This is a genomic window from Deltaproteobacteria bacterium (genome assembly GCA_005879795.1).
In the GTDB taxonomy this organism is placed as follows: Bacteria; Desulfobacterota; Binatia; order DP-6; family DP-6; genus DP-6.
Genome location: VBKJ01000098.1, coordinates 1 through 17,018 on the forward strand (window position 1 = coordinate 1; position 17,018 = coordinate 17,018).

General features: G+C 73.2%; 20 protein-coding genes. 16 read left to right on the plus strand and 4 right to left on the minus strand.

Annotation, left to right across the window (positions count from 1 at the left end):
- Positions 1–736: magnesium transporter (locus E6J59_04840; protein ID TMB21785.1), on the plus strand; the 736-nt coding region annotated here is incomplete at its 5' end.
- Between the two features lie 237 nt (positions 737–973).
- Here the strand turns inward: E6J59_04840 and E6J59_04845 are convergent.
- Entirely contained in the window at positions 974–1,456 is a 483-nt protein-coding gene (locus E6J59_04845) for an SCP2 sterol-binding domain-containing protein (protein TMB21786.1), read from the minus strand.
- Between E6J59_04845 and E6J59_04850 the strand changes: the two genes are divergently transcribed.
- From E6J59_04850 to E6J59_04895, 10 genes are all read left to right on the plus strand, one after another.
- Positions 1,425–1,706, plus strand: coding sequence for a hypothetical protein (locus E6J59_04850; GenBank protein ID TMB21787.1), 282 nt, complete (start codon positions 1,425–1,427; stop codon positions 1,704–1,706). The genes E6J59_04845 and E6J59_04850 overlap by 32 nt on opposite strands.
- A 1-nt stretch (position 1,707) precedes the next feature.
- Complete coding sequence (locus tag E6J59_04855; protein ID TMB21788.1) at positions 1,708–2,607, plus strand: MBL fold metallo-hydrolase; 900 nt, start codon at positions 1,708–1,710, stop codon at positions 2,605–2,607.
- 9 nt (positions 2,608–2,616) lie between these two features.
- Complete coding sequence (locus E6J59_04860; GenBank protein ID TMB21789.1) at positions 2,617–3,789, plus strand: thiolase family protein; 1,173 nt, start codon at positions 2,617–2,619, stop codon at positions 3,787–3,789.
- Positions 3,790–3,827: 38 nt separating this feature from the next.
- Positions 3,828–4,202, plus strand: a complete 375-nt coding sequence (locus E6J59_04865; GenBank protein ID TMB21804.1) for a Zn-ribbon domain-containing OB-fold protein — start codon at positions 3,828–3,830, stop codon at positions 4,200–4,202.
- 117 nt (positions 4,203–4,319) lie between these two features.
- Entirely contained in the window at positions 4,320–5,465 is a 1,146-nt protein-coding gene (locus E6J59_04870) for a sensor histidine kinase (protein TMB21790.1), read from the plus strand.
- A 7-nt stretch (positions 5,466–5,472) separates the two neighbouring features.
- Positions 5,473–6,234, plus strand: a complete 762-nt coding sequence (locus E6J59_04875; protein TMB21791.1) for a response regulator transcription factor — start codon at positions 5,473–5,475, stop codon at positions 6,232–6,234.
- A 142-nt stretch (positions 6,235–6,376) separates the two neighbouring features.
- Positions 6,377–7,549, plus strand: a complete 1,173-nt coding sequence (locus tag E6J59_04880; protein ID TMB21792.1) for a VWA domain-containing protein — start codon at positions 6,377–6,379, stop codon at positions 7,547–7,549.
- A 20-nt stretch (positions 7,550–7,569) separates the two neighbouring features.
- Positions 7,570–8,220 carry a MotA/TolQ/ExbB proton channel family protein gene (locus E6J59_04885; GenBank protein ID TMB21793.1) on the plus strand — a complete coding sequence of 217 codons (651 nt, stop codon included), beginning with the start codon at positions 7,570–7,572 and terminating at the stop codon, positions 8,218–8,220.
- Complete coding sequence (locus E6J59_04890; protein ID TMB21794.1) at positions 8,207–8,611, plus strand: biopolymer transporter ExbD; 405 nt, start codon at positions 8,207–8,209, stop codon at positions 8,609–8,611. Before E6J59_04885 ends, E6J59_04890 begins: the two co-directional genes overlap by 14 nt.
- On the plus strand, positions 8,608–10,743 hold the full coding sequence (locus E6J59_04895) for a hypothetical protein (protein TMB21795.1): 2,136 nt from the start codon (positions 8,608–8,610) through the stop codon (positions 10,741–10,743). Before E6J59_04890 ends, E6J59_04895 begins: the two co-directional genes overlap by 4 nt.
- A 195-nt stretch (positions 10,744–10,938) precedes the next feature.
- Here E6J59_04895 and E6J59_04900 read toward each other — a convergent pair whose 3' ends face one another.
- The gene (locus tag E6J59_04900) at positions 10,939–11,706 is read right to left on the minus strand and encodes a hypothetical protein (protein TMB21796.1); all 768 of its coding nucleotides are present in this window, start codon (positions 11,704–11,706) and stop codon (positions 10,939–10,941) included.
- Between the two features lie 26 nt (positions 11,707–11,732).
- Here E6J59_04900 and E6J59_04905 point away from each other — a divergent pair, with 26 nt between their 5' ends.
- Genes E6J59_04905 through E6J59_04915 form a run of 3 tightly spaced genes read left to right on the plus strand, consistent with a single transcriptional unit; the run spans position 11,733 to position 13,683 of the window.
- Positions 11,733–12,305 carry a DUF488 domain-containing protein gene (locus E6J59_04905; protein TMB21797.1) on the plus strand — a complete coding sequence of 191 codons (573 nt, stop codon included), beginning with the start codon at positions 11,733–11,735 and terminating at the stop codon, positions 12,303–12,305.
- A gap of 14 nt (positions 12,306–12,319) precedes the next feature.
- Positions 12,320–13,267, plus strand: coding sequence for a hypothetical protein (locus E6J59_04910; GenBank protein ID TMB21798.1), 948 nt, complete (start codon positions 12,320–12,322; stop codon positions 13,265–13,267).
- Positions 13,264–13,683, plus strand: a complete 420-nt coding sequence (locus E6J59_04915) for a VOC family protein (GenBank protein TMB21799.1) — start codon at positions 13,264–13,266, stop codon at positions 13,681–13,683. Before E6J59_04910 ends, E6J59_04915 begins: the two co-directional genes overlap by 4 nt.
- Positions 13,684–14,029: 346 nt before the next feature.
- Here the strand turns inward: E6J59_04915 and E6J59_04920 are convergent, their stop codons facing one another.
- Positions 14,030–14,257: a hypothetical protein gene (locus E6J59_04920; GenBank protein TMB21800.1), complete on the minus strand. Its 228-nt coding sequence runs from the start codon at positions 14,255–14,257 to the stop codon at positions 14,030–14,032.
- Positions 14,258–14,406: 149 nt separating this feature from the next.
- Here E6J59_04920 and mscL point away from each other — a divergent pair, with 149 nt between their 5' ends.
- Together mscL and E6J59_04930 are read left to right on the plus strand one after the other, a co-directional pair.
- A complete protein-coding gene (mscL, locus tag E6J59_04925; GenBank protein TMB21801.1) occupies positions 14,407–14,856 on the plus strand; it encodes a large conductance mechanosensitive channel protein MscL in 450 nt (149 codons plus the stop codon).
- Between the two features lie 31 nt (positions 14,857–14,887).
- Positions 14,888–16,030, plus strand: coding sequence for a D-alanine--D-alanine ligase (locus E6J59_04930; protein ID TMB21802.1), 1,143 nt, complete (start codon positions 14,888–14,890; stop codon positions 16,028–16,030).
- A 12-nt stretch (positions 16,031–16,042) separates the two neighbouring features.
- Here the strand turns inward: E6J59_04930 and E6J59_04935 are convergent.
- A partial coding sequence (locus E6J59_04935) for a D-alanyl-D-alanine carboxypeptidase (protein TMB21803.1) occupies positions 16,043–17,018 on the minus strand: 976 nt, incomplete at its 5' end.

The following is a 17,018-nucleotide window of genomic DNA, read 5'->3' on the forward strand; positions in this document are numbered from 1 at the left end:
GCTCTCCCGCCTGTTCGCCGAGCACGACTTCCTCGCCATCCCGGTCATCGACGCCGAGCGGCACGTGAAGGGCATCGTCACGGTCGACGACATCGTCGACGTCGTCCAGGAGGAGGCCACCGAGGACATCCAGAAGATCGGCGGCATGGAGGCCCTCGACGCGCCGTACCTCGAGATCGGCTTCGCGAGCATGGTGCGCAAGCGCGCCGGCTGGCTCGCCATCCTGTTCGTGGGCGAGATGCTGACCGCCACGGCGATGGGGTTCTACGAGCGCGAGATCGCCCGCGCCGTGGTCCTCGCGCTCTTCGTGCCGCTCATCATCTCGAGCGGCGGCAACTCGGGCTCGCAGGCCTCGACGCTGGTCGTGCGCGCGCTCGCCCTCGGCGAGGTGAAGCTGCGCGACTGGTGGCGGGTCGTCCGCCGCGAGATCGGGGCGGGGCTGTGGCTCGGCGCGATCCTCGCCTCGATCGGCTTGGCGCGCATCCTCGTCTGGCAGCTCCTGTTCCACACCTACGGCGACCACTACGTGCCCATCGCGCTCACCGTGGCGGCGAGCCTGATCGGGGTGGTGATGTGGGGGACGATCGCCGGGTCGATGCTCCCGCTCGTCCTGCGCCGGATCGGCTTCGACCCCGCCAGCGCCTCGGCACCCTTCGTCGCCACGCTGGTCGACGTGAGCGGGCTCGTGATCTACTTCTCGGTCGCGAGCCTGATCCTGCGCGGCACGCTGCTCTGACGCCCGGGCGCCGGAGGCTCCCGCCCGCACGGCGCACCGCCCCTCGGCGGCGGCCTCCTCGCGACCCGGCCAACCGGGAAGACCTGCGCGGTGAGCGACGCCCGCGCCCGGCGGCGGGGGGCGGCGTCGCCGCGACCTTCGAGGGCGCCGAGCGCGGCGTGCAGTCGGGGGTCCTGCGCGCAGCGGCGCCCGAGCGGGAGCGCCGACGCCGCCCCCCGCCGCCGCGCCCCCCGCCGCTCAGCTCACCGGGAAGATCTTCCCGAACCTCATCATGAACGCGAGGTCGCCCGTCACCTGATACTCGCCGTTCATGAACGCGTCGCGGCCGCTCTTCTCGCCGCGCGCGATGGCGAGCCACACGTCGGAGTCCATGACGAGCGTGACGGTCGGCTCGATCGTGCGCCCGTGCATCACCCGGCAGGTGCCGTCCCGGATGACCACCGTCCACTGTCCGGGCTCGCGGCCCGACAGGTCGAACAGGATCACCGCCTCGATCCCGGCCGCGGCCGCCGGATCGAACACCTGCGGCAGCCCCTCGACCGCCGCCGACGCCGTGGTCGGCTGGAAGGTGGTCACCATGCCCGCCCCCTCCTCCGGCGCGGAGGGTAGCGGCTGGCCCGGCGCCTCGCAAGCGCGCCGCCCGCCTTGCGTGTGCGCCGGGGGGCGACTATTGTCGGCGGTGGCCGGCATGCGGAGCGATCGCAGCATCACCGAGCGCATCCTCAACGTCCTCCGCCCTTACGCGTCGAACTGGAGCGGCACCCTCGGGCGCGGCGACCTGGTCATCCCGCAGCGCGAGATCCCGCGCGTCATTCACGAGATACTGGACGCGCTCCACGAGGACGCCGCAACGCGGAAGGAGGCGGGTGACCGCGAGCTGTTCGACGTCCTGATGGCCGCGCGCCGGAGCGCCTCCGTCCAGGACCAGGCCGATCTGCTGCGCCGGCACTTCATCATCCTGCTGCGCTAGCGTGGCGTCCACCGCCGAGGACTACCGTCCGGGCAGGCTGCTCGGGCTGATGGCGCGTTCGCTCGTGCTCCCGACCGCCGCCCCCGCGGGCGCGGGCGTGGCAGCCGAGCCGCTGGGCGGGATCAGCGTCACCTACGTCGGCCACGCGACCGCCCTCGTGCGCTTCGAGGGGGTGACGCTGCTCACCGATCCCGTGTACTCCTCGCGGCTCATCCTGCCGAAGCGGCTGGTCGCGCCGGGCGTTCCCCTCGCGGGGCTGCCCCCGCTCGACGTGGTCCTCGTCTCGCACGGCCACATGGACCACCTCGACGTACCAACGCACCGGCGCCTGCCGAAGACGGACACGGTCGCGGTGGTGGCGAAGAATCTCGCGGACCTGGTCGCCGGCTGCGGCTACCGCGACGTGATCGAGCTCGCCTGGGGCGACACGGTGACGATTCGCGGCGTCCGCTTGACCGCGCTGCCCGTCAAGCACTGGGGCACGCGCAACCTCGTTCCCGACGACCGTGGCTACACGGGCTTTCTCGTCGAGCACCGCGACGGCACGGTCTTCTTCCCCGGCGACACGGCCTACTTCCCCGGCTTCCGCGACTACGGCCGGCGGCACGCGATCGACGTGGCGCTCCTCCCGATCGGCGCCTACCAACCCCCTGCTTTCCGCCGCGTGCACATGAACCCCGAGGACGCGTTGCAAGCGCTCGTCGACTTGAATGCTCGCCACATGGTGCCGATCCACTGGGGCACCTTCGTCGTCTCCTACGAGCCGATCGACGAGCCGGTCCGGTGGCTCGAGGAGCTGGCGCGCGCGCGCGGGCTCGCGGAGCGTCTCGCGGTCCTGCGCCACGGCGAGTCGCGGCGCTTCGACGGTCGCGCCTCGACCGGGGCCGCGCCCGCACCGTAGACGCGCCGCATGGCCCATCCGCTCTCCGGCGCGGCCGCAATCGTCGGCCTCGGCATCACACCGCAGGGGAGAGTCTACGGCAACACGCCGCTCGGCTTCGCGGTGGATGCCGTGCAGCTCGCGCTCGCGGACGCGGGCCTCCAGCGCGGAGACCTCGACGGGCTCCTCCTGAACCCCGGTCTCGCCTGGGCCGACATGGGCATGGGCTCCTTCCAGCTCCAGCAGGCGATGGGGCTCCGCGATCTCCGCCTCTCTGCCACCATGAACCTCGGCGGCGCGACGGCGTGCGCCATGATCCAGCACGCCGCGCAGGCGATCGCGGCCGGGCTCGCGACCACGGTCGCGTGCGTGTTCTCCGACGCGCCGCTCAAGCCCGAGCAGCCCGCGGGCGAGCGCAGCTCGAGCGGCAGCGCTTACGGCTTCGTGCGCGGCTGGGAGGCGGCCTACGGCTACTTCGGCGTGAACGCGATGTACGCGCTCGTCGCCCGCCGTCACATGCACAGGTACGGCACGACGCAGGATCACCTGGGCGCGGTCGCGGTGGCGCAGCGCAGGTGGGCCAACTTGAACCCCGCTGCCCAGATGCACGCGCAGCCGCTCACGCTCGAGGACTACCACCGCTCGCGCTGGATCGTGGAGCCGTTCCACCTCTTCGACTGCTGCCTGGTCTCGAACGGCGGCCTGGCCGTCATCGTGACCGGCCCCGAGCGGGCCCGCGACCTGCGCCAGCCGCCGGTCTACATCCGCGGCATGGCGCAGGGGCACCTGGGCGGCGATCCCTCGGAGACGCTCTCCTCCGGCGCCGTGCTGTCGCGCGAGCCGGCGTTCCGGATGGCCGGCCTCACGCTCCGCGACGTCGACGTGGTCGAGCTCTACGACTGCTACTCGTTCACCGTGATCGTCACGCTCGAGGACTACGGGTTCTGCGCCAAGGGCGAGGGCGGGCCCTTCGCCGCCGAGAACGCGACCGGCCCCGGCGGCCGGCTCGCGCTGAACACCGGCGGCGGCCAGCTCTCGAGCTTCTACATGTGGGGCATGACGCCGGTCTCGGAAGGCGTCATCCAGGTGCGCGGCGCGGGCGGGCGGCGCCAGGTGGCGAAGCACGACGTGGCGCTCGTCTCCGGCAACGGCGGCGTCCTCTCCACGCACTCGACGCTGGTTCTCGCCCGGGAGCCGTCGTGACGGCCTACGCGAAGCCGCTCCCGCAGATCACGCGCGAGATGGCGCCCTTCTGGGAGGGCGCGCGACGCCACGAGCTGGTCGTGCAGCGCTGCCGCGGCTGCGGGGCGTACCGCTTCCCGGCGCGCGACCTCTGCAGCCGCTGCCTCTCGCGCGAGGCGGAGTGGGCCCGGGTCTCCGGGCGCGGGACGGTCTTCAGCTACGCCGTCATGCACCAGGTCTACCACCCGGGCTTCGCCGCCGAGGTGCCGTACGCGGTGGTGGTGGTCGAGCTGGCGGAGGGGGCCCGGCTGGTCTCGAACCTGGTCGGCTGCCCGCTGCGGGACGTGACGATCGGCATGCCCGTGGAAGTCGTGTTCGAGGAAGTCACGCCCGAGGTGACGCTGCCGAAGTTCCGCCCCGCTGCGCGCCGCTGAGCTCCACGGCGCGACCGAATCGGCCCGCGCTTCGACCGTTCGCGCCGGGATCCTGGCGGCAGGCGCGCCGCCGCCCCACAGTGGTCGCGGCCGACGGGCCTGGGTACAATCCGCTCCATGCCGCCGGCGCCACCCGCCATGCCGCAACCGCACCGGGCCAACCGCATGCTGCTGCTCGTCTTCGGGACGGGCGCCGCGATCGGCCTCCAGCTGGGCTTCCTCCACGTCTTCCTGTGGCGCAGGTGGACGGCCCTCGGCGCCTTCACGGCCCTCAGCGCCTTCGTGGTGCCGGCCCTCGGTTATGCGGCGGTCGTGTACGGCCTCTGGCGGTGGGTCTTCCCGCGGCTCCGTGCGCGCACGTTGTTCGCCCAGATCACCCTCCAGGTGCTGGTCTCGCTCCTCACGTTCGCCGTCCTCTCCACGCTCACCACCGAGCTGATCGCCACGCTGCGCGGCGCGCCCTCGCTCTTCGGGGCGCCCACCGGCATCGGGAAGCACATCACGGTCACGCCCGAGCAGGAGCAGATGGTGGTGCGCCTTTACGCACTCGCACCCGTCATCCCGACCGTGCTCCTGGCGCTCATCGGCTACCATCAGTACTGGCAGCGCGTGCTCTCGCTCCAGCACCGCGAGCACGAGCTCGTCGAGCTGGCCGCCTCCGCGCAGCTCGCCGCGCTGCGCGCCCAGATCAACCCGCACTTCCTCTTCAACAGCCTGAACTCGATCGCGCAGCTGATCCGCGCCGACCCCGACCGGGCCGAGGCGTGCGTCGAGCGCCTGGCGGAGATGTTCCGCTACGTGCTGCACCACGGCGAGAAGGACTTCGTGCCGCTCGCCGACGAGCTGAAGATGGCGCACGCGTACCTCGACATCGAACGCGCCCGCTTCGGCGACCGCCTGCGCCTCGAGACGCACATCGAGCCGCCGAGCCTCCAGCACCTGATCCCGACCCTGATCCTCCAGCCGCTGGTCGAGAACGCGGTGCGGCACGGTCTCTCGCGCAAGCGCGGCGGCGGCACGGTGCGCATCGACGCCGCGCTCGCCGACGGCTGCCTCGAGCTGGTCGTCGACGACGACGGCCTCGGCATGCCCGCCGCCGCCTTCGAGCGTCTGTACGAGCGGGGCATCGGGCTGCGCAACATGCGCGATCGGCTCGAGCGGCTCTACGGCCCCGCCCACCTGCCCGAGATCACGAGCGCACCCGGGACGGGCACCCGGGTGCGGCTCCGTCTCCCGCTCCGCCCCGCCGAGGCCGCGGCCTAGGCTAGCCATGGCCGCCATCCGCACCCTCGTCGTCGACGACGAGAAGCTGGCGCGCGACCGCCTGGTCGGCTTCCTCTCCGGCCTGGACGACGTCAGCCTCCTCGGCCAGGCGGCCGACGGCGTCGAGGCCTTGAAGCTCATCGAGGAGGAGCGTCCCGACCTCGTCTTCCTCGATGTCCAGATGCCCGGCATGGACGGCTTCGAGGTGCTGCGAGCGCTGCGCGAGCCACCCCCGCACGTCGTCTTCTCCACCGCCTACGACGAGTACGCGATCCGCGCCTTCGAAGTGGGCGCGGTGGACTACCTCTTGAAGCCCTTCGGCCGCCGCCGCGTCGAAGAAGCGGTGGGCCGCGTGCGTGCGCGCCTGGGCGCCGCGAACGCAGCCCCGGACTGGGAGCGCGTGCTCCGCCGGGTGGAGGAGCAGCGCAAGGTCTACGTGAGCCAGGTGCCGGTGCACAGCGGGAAGCGCATCCTGATCCTGCCGGTGACGGACGTGCTGTGGTTCGGGGTCGAATACCGCCTGGTCTACGCCCACACGGCCGAGCGCGCCTTCATGACCAATTACACGCTGCGCGAGCTCGAGGAGCGGCTCGACCCGGCGCACTTCTTCCGCGCCCACAAGTCGAGCCTCGTGAACCTCGGGCAAGTGAAGGAGGTCGTCCCCTGGTTCGGGGGCCGCCACAAGCTCGTCATGCGCGACCCGGCGGGCAGCGAGGTCGCGCTCAGCCGCGCGCAGGCGCGGGCGCTGCGCGCGCGGCTCCGGTGGTAGCCCGTGCGGCGGCGTTGCTTGACAGCGGTCGATATCCGGGGGCACGCATAGCTTCCGCTCGCGCGGTCGTCCGATGACTCCCGCAGCACTGTCCATCCCTACCTCCGGACCCCGCCCGCGGCGCCTGCTCGCCGCACTCGGCGTGTCGACCGCGGCGCACGCGCTCCTCGCCCTCATGGTCTTCTTCGACGTGCTCGGCGCGAGCGGCGGCTTCGGCCTCGGCATCGGTCCCGGCCTCGGCATCGGGTCGGGCGGCGGCGCCGGCCTGGGGCAGAAGCGGCGACGCGAGATCTTCTCGCTCGAGGATCTGCCCGCGCCCGTGCCGCCCAGCGATCCGAACGCGGAGCAGGCGCTCGCGGAGCTGCTCCGCCCCGCGCGTGCCCAGGCGATCGTCGTGCCGCAGCCCGCCGTGCCGCGGCCGGCCTCCCCGGTCGTGCACTTCGCACCGCCGGCGCGTCCGGTCGGCGCCGGCCTCGATCTCGGCTCGCGCTTCACGTCGGCCGGCGCGGGTGTCGGCGGCTTCGGCATCGGCGAAGGGGGCGGGGGCGCCGGGTGGTCGCTCGGCACGTCGTTCGGGCGGTATGTGGGCGGCCTCAGGAAGGTCGGCCTCGATGTCGCGATCGTCATCGACTCGACCGGCAGCATGCAGAACGTGATCGACGACCTGAAGCGGCGCATGGACGACCTCGCCGCCAGCATGCAGCGCCTGGTGCCGACCGCACGCGTCGGTGCAGTCACCTACCGCGATCGCGACGACGACCAGGGCGCCAGGGGCGGCCCCCGGCAGAGCGAGGCCTTCCTCGTCAAGTGGACGGCCCTCACCTTCAACGTGAAGAAAGTGCAGACCTTCCTCGATGGCATCGTGGCCGAGGGCGGCGGCGACTGGGAGGAGGCGGTGAAGGACGGCCTCGAGTGCGCCATGCGCCAGCTCAAGTGGCGCGCCGATGCGAAGAAGGTCATCATCCTGGTCGGCAGCTCGCCGCCCCATCCGCAGGACGTGTCCGCGATCAAGAAGCTGATCGCCGACTGGCGCGGGAAGGGCGGTGTGGTGAGCACCATCGACGTGAGCCTCATGCTGCACGAGGAGTTCGAGCGGCAGATGGCCAGGTGGCTGCACAACGAGGACCTGAAGGAGGTCTCGCCGCTCCCCGCGTTCTACAGGGAGGTGAGTGACAGCTTCGGCGAGATGGCGCGGGAGGGCGGCGGGCAGATGATCGCCATGGGACAGCAGAGCGCTCTCGTCCGGCACCTGCTCGTCCTCACCTTCGGACCCGGCTGGGAGCGGGACGTGGCGCGCATCGCGCGCGGCTTCTGATTCGCAAGAGGAGAATCTCGATGGAGAACGTCGATCTCGATGTCGTCCACCTGATCCAGCAGGCGGCGATCTCGACCTACCCCCTGATCGTGTGCTCGATCGTCATGCTCGGGGTCGCGCTCGAGCGGCTCTGGACGCTGCGCGGCGCGGTCACGTCGACCGGCTCGCTCACCGCCGAGCTGGTCCCGCTGCTGGCGCGCGGCGAGCTTTCGGGGGCGGCGGAGGCGGTGCGCCGGCACCGGCTCTGCCCGGCGCGGCGCGTGTTCGGCGACGTGCTCGGCGCGGCGTCCGAGGCGCCGCTCGAGGAGCTCGAGCGCGTCGCCGACGAGCGGCAGTTCGAGGAGATCGAGGGCTGCGGCGCCTACCTCTGGGTCCTCGGCACGATCGGCTCCTCGGCGCCCTTCATCGGTCTCTTCGGCACGGTGGTCGGCATCATGCGCGCCTTCCACAGCATGGCGATCGTCGGTACGGGCGGCTTCGGCGTGGTGGCGGGCGGCCTCTCCGAGGCGCTCATCGCGACGGCCCTCGGCCTCGCCATCGGCATCGTCTCCCTCGTCTTCTACAACTACCTCCAGAACCGCGTCCAGCGCATCGACGGGGCGCTGCGCATCGGCTGCGCGCGGCTGGTCGAGGCCGTCGCGGCGGCGCGGAGGGGCCATGGCGCTGTTTAGGGCGCACACGCGCGGGCACATCGTCGCCGAGATCAACGTGACGCCGCTGACCGACGTGTTCCTCGTGCTGCTCATCATCTTCATGATCACCACCTCGGCCATGGTGAGGCCGGCGGCCGACGTCGACCTGCCCAAGGCGGCCGAGAGCGAGGAGCAGCCGAAGGGCGTGCTCGTCACCATGACGCCGTCGCACGAGGTGTTCGTGAACGAGCGGCCGGTGCCGAGCGACGACGCCTCGCTGGCGAGCGTGCTGCGCGACACGCTCGCGCGCAGCCCGGACAAGGTGGTCGTGCTCGCCGGCGACCGCCAGGTGATCCTGGGCGAGGTGGTGCGCGTGCTCGGGCTCGCCAAGGAGGCGGGCGCCACCGGCTTCGCCCTGGCCTCCGAGTGACGTCGCGCGCGCTCGCCGGCGCGGCGCTGGTCGCGCTGCTGGCCGCCTCGGCGCCGGCGCGCGCCCAGGAGGGCGGCGAGCGCGCGGCGCTCGCCCAGCTCGAGCAGCGGAGTCGCACCTTCTACGGGCTCCTCGAGCGGGGGGAGCGCGAGCGCGCGGCCGCCGCCTGGCCCGGTCTGGAGGCCGACCTGGCCCGCTTCCGCGACGGCCTCCAGGCGCGCCTCGATCGCATGCGCGACGAGGTGATCGAGCGCGACGGCGACCTGGAGGAGCTCTACCGCAGCCCGCGCTGGCGCGACCCGGAGGTCATGACGCTGGTCGCCGCCTACCACCTCGCCTGGGTGCGCTACCAGGGCGCGCAGCTCGTGGGCGACGCGGCGAAGAAGCGGGCGCTCCTCCAGAAGGCGGTCGAGGGCTTCTCGCAGTTCCTGCTCGTGAACGAGGTGCCCGAGATCTACGCCGACAGCCTCTACGGCCGCGGCCTCGCCTTCCTCGACCTCGGCGAGACGGGCAAGGCGATCGAGGACCTCTCCGCCGCCGCCGGCACGCCGCAGGTAGGCGCCAAAGCGCGCGCCGCGCTCGAGGAGGCGCAGCGGCGGGCGAGCGGCAGGAAGGCGCCGAGCGAAGACGGTCCCGAGGTCCTGCTCGCCCGCCTGGGCGAGCTCCTGCCCCGCGCCGCCACCGGCGATGCGCCGGCCGAGAAGGACGCGACCGCGCTGGCGCGCGGCCTCGCGGCGCGCGGCGGACCGTGGCCGGCGCGCGTGTCGAGCCTCGCCGCGGAGCGGCTGGGCGGCGGCACGCCGGCTGGCGTCCACTCCACCTACGGCCTCTTCCTGCTGGCGCAGCTCGCCGTCGACCGCGGCCGCTGCGGCGACGTGCCGCCCCTCGCCGAGGCGAGCGAGGGGGTGCACGACGGCGCGCGCGCCCGCCTCCGCCCGGAGATCCTCTTCCTCGATGCGGGCTGCCGGCTGAACGCGGGCCAGGCGCGCGAGGCGGCGGAGCGGTTCGCGGTCCTCCTCCGCGAGTTCCCCGACTCGGCGCGCACGCGCGAGGCCGGATACTACCGCTTCCGCGCGCTCGACAGCGCGCGCGCGAGCGATGCGTCGCTCACGCCGGCCTACGAGCAGGCGCTCGACGCCTACCTCGCCGCCCATCCCAAGGCCGACGGCGCCGCCGAGGCGCGCTACCTCCTGGCCGAGCTGCACCGCGCCCGCGGCGAGTGCAAGCGCGCCCAGGCCGAGTACGCGCAGGTGGGCCCGGGCCCCTTCGCCGCGCGCGCGCATCTGGGCGACCTCGAGTGCCGGGTCGCCATGCTGGGGAAGGGCAACGAGGGACGCAAGGAGGTGCTGGCCGCGCTCCGCGCCTTCGCGCGCGATGCCGCCGAGAAGGGGCTCGGCGCGCGCGCGGCGCTCCTGGGCGCCGTCGTGGCCGCGGGCGCGACCCCGCCCGACCAGGGCGCGGTGGTCGAGCTGCTCGACGGCTTCGAGAAGCACTACCCCGACGCGAAGGAGATCCACCCCCGCGCCCTGGAGCTCCGCCTCGCGGCCCGCGTCGCAACCGGGCAGCTCGAGGAGGCCGCGCGCGACCTCGACGCGTTCCTCGCCCTGCGCGCCGACCCGGCCGAGCGGCGCGGCACGCTCGCGCGCGTCGGGCGGGAGCTCGCCACGCGCGCCGAGCGCGCGGCGCCCGCCGAGCAGACGCCCGCGCTCGCGCTGGCGCGGAAGGTCTACACCGTCCTCGTGCGAGAGGGCGGCGATGGGAGCAACCGAATCGTCCTCGCGGACCTCGATCTCCGCGCCGGCGACGCCGCGGCGGCCCGCGCGCTCTACGAGGAGGTGCTCAAGACGGACCGGGCATCGGCCGAGGCGCTCCGCGGCGCCGCACGCGCGGCCGCGGCGCAGGGCGACCGCGAGCACGCCCTCACCTACTGGCGGACCGTCCTCGACGCGAGCCCACCCGGCGGCACCGCCTGGTACGAGGCGCGCGTCGCGCAGGTGACGCTGCTCGCCGAGGACGGACAGAAGGCGCAGGCCTGCGCGCTCCTGCGCGCGGCCCGCGGCCGCGCCACCAGCACCGGCGGCGACCAGCTCGAGGCGCGGCTGCGCGCGATGGAGCCGCGAGTGTGCGAGTAGGAGGCGCCCGACATCGTGACGGGGTGGCGGCGGCGGGGGTGCCGCGCGCGCTCCCGCGTCCTCGGCCACGCGCGCGCCCGTAGGCTACGGCGTCCCCCCGGGGAGCTGCAGGCGCGCGCGGGCCTGCGGAGGTCGCGCGCGCGGCACCCCCGCCGCCGCCGCATGCGCGACGCCTCGGGCCGCGCTCCTGCTTGCTCACTCTACCGGGGTGACGAAGCCCTCGGACTCGCCGGTCTCGACGTCCTCGATGGAGATGCGCGCTTCGCGATAGACGCCCGGCGGATAGACCAGGTAGCCGGCGGCCGTGGTGTGGGCGGCGATGCGGGCGGCGCGGAGTGGCTCCGCGCCGACGCGCGCACCCGCCGCCCCCGGGGCGAGCGCACGCTCGAGGTCGGCGCCCGCGAGCGGCCCGCTCGCCGTGCCCCCTGCCGGCACGAGGTCGATGCGCGACGGATCGATCGACACGGCGCGCGCGGTGTTGTTGCGCACGGTCACGCGTACCGGCACGGCGCCGCCCAGCGTCGCCACGCCGCCCAGGTCGAGCGTCGCCTCCTGAGGCGAGAGGGCGTGCACCAGCACTTCGAGGCCGCGCCCGGCCCGCGGCTCCTCGACGTCGGGGTGCTTCACCAGCTCCTTGAAGCTGTACCCGAAGCCGCGGCTGAACTCGTAGTCCGGGACGAGCGACTCCTCGACCGGCTTCAGCACCGCACCCTCGGCATCGCAGGTGATGACGACGCGCCCGGTCAGCACGTTGCCCTCGGGGCCGGGCTTGGTGCCGCTCACCACCCCCGCCCGCTCGGGCGTGGCGGGCACCACCTCGGTCACCGCGTAGCCGAGCGCGACGAGGGTGCGATACGTGACGCGCGTCGCGCGCTCGCACGAGAGGCCCGGGTGGACCTCCCTGTAGATCGCCGGCGTGGGACAGCCGGCGGCGATCAGCGCGGCGACGGCCACCCACCACATGACGGACTTTCTGCTACAGTTCTCGGGTGGTCGTCTACACGGTCGGACATTCGACGCTCCCGCTCGACGACTTCCTCGCGCTGCTCGGCGCGCACGGCGTCGCGGGCATCGCCGACGTGCGGCGCTTCCCGGCCTCGCGGCGGCAGCCGCACTTCGCGCGCGAGGCGCTCTCCCGCGCCCTCGCGCGCGCCGGACTCGAGTACGCCTGGCTCCCCGGGCTCGGCGGACGCCGCCGCAGCCGTGCCGGATCGCCGCACGTCGCCTGGCGGAGCCAGAGCTTCCGCGCCTATGCCGACCACATGGAGACGGCGGAGTTCGCGGCCGAGCTCGCCCGCCTCCTCGCGCTCGCCGCCGCGCGCCGGACCGCGGTCATGTGCGCCGAAGCGGTGCCGTGGCGCTGCCACCGCCAGCTCGTCGCCGACGCGCTCGTGGCGCGCGCGATCGATGTCCGCCACGTCATCTCGGCGGCCGCGCCGCCGGAGCCGCACCGCTTGACCGCCTTCGCGCGTCTCGAGGGCGAGCGGGTCGTCTACGACGGCGGGCAGCTCGCGCTCGCGAGCCGCTCCCGCGTTGGCACCGGCCCGGCGGATCGGGAATAATGCGCGCTCCGGCGATGCCGAAGCGGGTCCACGTCGTGAGCCACGGTCCCCACTGCCTGGACGGCGTCGCCGCAGCGGTGGCGGTCGCGCGCTACCAGCGGGGGCGCGCCGATGTGGTCCCTCACTTCGCCGCCAACAACGAGATCGATGCGGTCCTGCGCGGCCTCGCCCTCGACCCGGTCCGCGACATGGAGCTGTGGATCACCGACATCTCGTGGCGCGAGCCGGAGACCGACGCCCATCTGCGTGCGCTCGCCGCAGCCGGCGTCCGCATCTACTGGATCGACCACCACCGTACCGCGCTCGAGCGCTTCGCGGCCGGAAAGGTGGACGTCCCCTTCGCCGACCGGGTGCTGAGCGAGGAGTTCGCCGCCTCGCGCCTGGTCTACGACTACCTGGAGCGGCGGCTCGCCGCCGAGGGGCGCGCGGCGCCCGGCTTCGCCGAGCTCGCGCCGCTGATCGCCATGGCGGACGACAACGACCGCTGGCTGCACCGCGTGCCGGGCTCGCGCGAGCTCGCCTGGGTGGTGCGCTCGCTCGGCGAGGAGGCGTACGATGAACTCCTCGCCGTCGACGAGCAGGTCACGTACTCGCCGCGCATGGCGGCCGCGCGCGCGCGCGTCGAGGCCGAGATCGCCCACAGCCTCGCGGTGGCGAACGCGAGCCGGACCGAGCGCCCGCTCGGCCAGGCGACGCTGGTCACCGCGGTGTGCGACGGGCACCCGAGCGAGATCGCCGACGCCTGGGGCAAGACCGCGCGGAACACCGTGTTCGCTCTCTACGACGCCAAGAGCCTCGCTGTCAGCCTGCGCCGCTCGCCCGACTGCATGGTCGACCTCTCGCGGCTGGCCGCGAGCCTGGGCGGGGGCGGGCACGCAGCGGCCGCCGGCGTTGAGCTGCCCGACCTGCGGCGCGTGCTGGCCGAGGCGCTCGCCGCTCGGATCGCCAGGGCGCTCGCGTGAAGCCCAGGCTCACTCACCTGGCGCTCGGCGTCCAGGACCTCGACCGCAGCATCGCTTTCTACCGCAAGCACGTGAATTGGCAGGTCGTTCACGACCGGGCCGAGGATGGCCACCGGGTCGTCTGGCTGGCCCGGCAGGAGGCCGATCCCGGCTTCGTGCTCGTCCTCTTCGAGGTGCCTGGCGAGCGGCGCGCGGGGCCGACCAACCTCCAGCACCTGGGCTTCGCCGTCGCCTCGCGGGCGGAGGTTGATCGGGCCGCTGCGGCCGCGCGCGCCGACGGGGTACTGGCACTCGAGCCCATCTACGCCGGCCCGATCGTCGGCTACTTCTGCATCGTCACGGACCCGGACGGGAACCAGGTCGAGTTCTCGTACGGGCAACCCATCAATCCGAGAGATCTGCCTCCAGTCGCGTAGCAGGGCGCTCTGCCGGAGGCCCGGGGCGAGAATCGATCGCTCGCGCGATCGAAACTCTTCTTGCCCCCATCCCCGTTGGCTCCACCGTTCCCCCCCAAGCCTCCGGCACAGCACCCTGTCCACAGCTGGGGAGAAGCGCCGCTTCTCCCCTCCCGCGCTCAGCTTCGTGCGCCCATCGCTCTTCGCTCCCCGCGCGAACACACGAGTCCCGGAGAACACGGCACCGGGACGCGCGCTTCGGGGCTGAGCGCGGCGAGTCGACGGAAGACGCGAACTGAACTCAGTGCGCCTTCTCTTAGCGAAGTTCCGCCGGTTCTGTCAACTAGGAAAGACGGAAATCCGCGGCTCACGCCGCGTGACGCGCGGGCGCGGTGCCGCGCGCGTGCGTCATCGAGTGCGGCGCCGGCCGTCTCTTCGACGGAGCCGACAGCGCGGCCTGTACGAACACGGCGCCGATCACCACGGAAGCGGCAACCAGTACCGCGATGACGAGTGGCGCACCGACCGACACGAGGATCGTCGAGGCGGGCGGCAGCGCCGCAGGAGGAACTGCAATAGCGAACGCGGTGGCCATGGGCGACTCCTCCTTCCGCGTACACGGTACGGGCCCGGCCTGCATGAGGCAAATTAATAATTGTCGCTGCTCTCCATTAGCATAACGCACCCTTGAGGAGGCCCGACAAGCGCTGCTACCCAGGCCCCCGCCACCAAGGAGGACCACCCATGCTGAAGGACTTCAGGGAGTTCATCGCACGCGGGAACGCCTTCGACCTCGCCGCCGGCGTCATCATCGGGGGCGCGTTCGGGGGCATCGTGAGCTCGCTCGTGAACGACGTCCTCATGCCCCCGATCGGCGCGCTGCTGGGCGGCATCGACTTCTCGAACTTCTTCCTCCCCCTGAAGGGCGGGACGTACCCTTCCCTGGCCGCCGCCAGGGCCGCCGGCGTGCCGATGATCGCCTACGGCGCGTTCGTGAATACGCTCATCAACTTCCTGATCGTTGCCTTCGTGATCTTCCTGCTCGTGCGCGGGGTGAACCAGCTGAAGAGGCAGCCGCCGGCGCCCGAGGCGGTGCCCACCACGAAGGAGTGCCCCCTCTGCCTGTCCACGATCCCGGTGCGGGCGACGCGCTGCGCCCACTGCACTTCGGACCTGCGGGCGGCCTCTGCTTGACCTCGCGGCCGCGGGGGCGGAGGAAGGAAGCATGGAGCGGCGGATGCGGGTGGGGGTGGTGTACGGGGGCCGGTCGGGCGAGCACGAGGTGTCGCTGCGCTCGGCCGCGTCGATCATCGCGGCGCTCGACCCGGCGCGCTACGAGGTCGTGCCGGTCGCGATCACCAAGGACGGGCGCTGGCTGACTGGGCCGGAGAGCCTGAAGGTCCTCGAGGCGGCGCAGCGCGACCTGGCGCCCATCCCCGAGCACGGGAGCGAGGTCACCCTGCCCGCCGATCCCACCCGCCACGGCCTCCTGCCACTCGGCCACGGCCGGGTGACGCCGCTCGACGTCGTCTTCCCCGTGCTGCACGGAACCTACGGCGAGGACGGCACCATCCAGGGCCTGCTCGAGCTGGCCCAGGTCCCCTACGTGGGCGCCGGCGTGCTCGCCTCCGCCGTCGGCATGGACAAGGCGATCATGAAGTCCGTCTTCCGCGATGCCGGCATCCCGGTCTGCCGCTGGCTGGTGACGCGGATCGGCGCGGAGGACGCTCAGGTCCTGGCGCGGCGGGTGGGCAGCGACCTCGGCTTCCCCTGCTTCGTCAAGCCGGCGAACCTGGGCTCCTCGGTCGGGATCACGAAGGTGAGGGCGGCGGCGGGGCTCGCGGCCGCGGTGGCCGAGGCGGGAGCGTATGACCCCAAGGTGGTCATCGAGGAGGCCGTCGACGGGTGCGAGTTCGAATGCGCCGTGCTCGGCAACGACGCCCCCCAGGCGTCCGTCGTGGGCGAGCTGATCCCCTCGCGCGAGTTCTACGACTACGCGGACAAGTACGTCGAGCAGGGGGCGGAGATCGTGATCCCGGCGCGCATCCCGGCCGAGACCGCGGAGGCCATGCGCGCGCTCGCGCTGCGCGCCTTCTGTGCCGTCGATGGCTCGGGGCTCGCGCGTGTCGACTTCTTCCTCGAGCGTGCCGGGCGCATCCTGGTGAACGAGATCAACACGATGCCGGGCTTCACCGCGATCAGCATGTACCCCAAGTTGTGGGAGGCGAGCGGCCTCGCCTATCCCGCACTCCTCGACCGGCTGATCGCGCTCGCGCTCGAGCGCCACGCGGCACGCGGCAAGCGCCGCCTCTCGTTCACGCCCCCGGCGCCGGCCGCGCCGATGAGCTACCGCCGCGCCCGCCGGTAGGAGGCCGCCCCCCTACAGCAGCACCAGCACCGGGTGGTAGCCGGTCTGGCGGAGCTGGGTCGCCACCCGCTCGGCCTTCGTCACGCTGGTGAACGCGCCGATGCGGAGCGTGCGCCCCGCGACCGCCACCTGGTAGCCGCGCTGCGCGAGCCGCGAGCGCGTGGCGAGGGCCACCTGCCGGCTCGCATACGGCCCCAGGCGCACCGCGTAGCGCGCGATGCGCGGGTCGGCCGTGGCGTTGTCGTCGCCCTCGGAGCTGACGCGCGTGGCGGCCGCGTGCCGCACGAGCCTGCGGTGGTGGCGCGTCCGCGCGTGCGCCATCGTCACCGCCGGCGCTTCGCCGAAGGCGTAGGCGAAGAGTCGCTGCGCGTCGGCCCACAGATCGCGCGCGCCGAGCAGTGCGATGATGAGCTCGCGATCACCGTGGCGCGCCGCGCCGACGAAGCAGCGGCGCGCCGGGCGCGTGTAGCCGGTCTTGCCGATCACCTGGTACGCGTAGCCGCTCAGCAGGCGGTTGTGCGAGTGGAGCGCCACCCACTGGACGCGGGCCGACTCGAGCGGCACCTGCACGCTCCTCGTCTCCAGGATCTCGCGGAAGAGCGGCAGGTCGAGCCCGTGGCGGAAGATCACGGCGAGGTCCCGCGCGCTCGCCTCGTGCCCGGGCGCGGTCAGCCCATGGGGGTTGGCGAAGTGGGCCGTGCCCGCGCCAAGCTCCCGTGCGCGCGCCGTCATGTGCGCCGCGAACACCTCTTCGGAGCCGCCCACGCCCTCGGCGACCACCTCGGCCGCGTCGTTGGCCGAGTTGAGCAGCACGGCGTAGAGCAGGTTCCTGAGCCGCATGCGTTGCCCCGCTCGGAGGTGGATCCCCGAGGGGGGGGTCCGGGCGGCGTACTCGCTCACGGGGAAGCTCTCGTCGAGCCGGCCGCTCTCGAGCGCGAGGACCGCGGTCATCACCTTGGTGGTGCTGGCGGGCGGCAGGGGCTCGGTC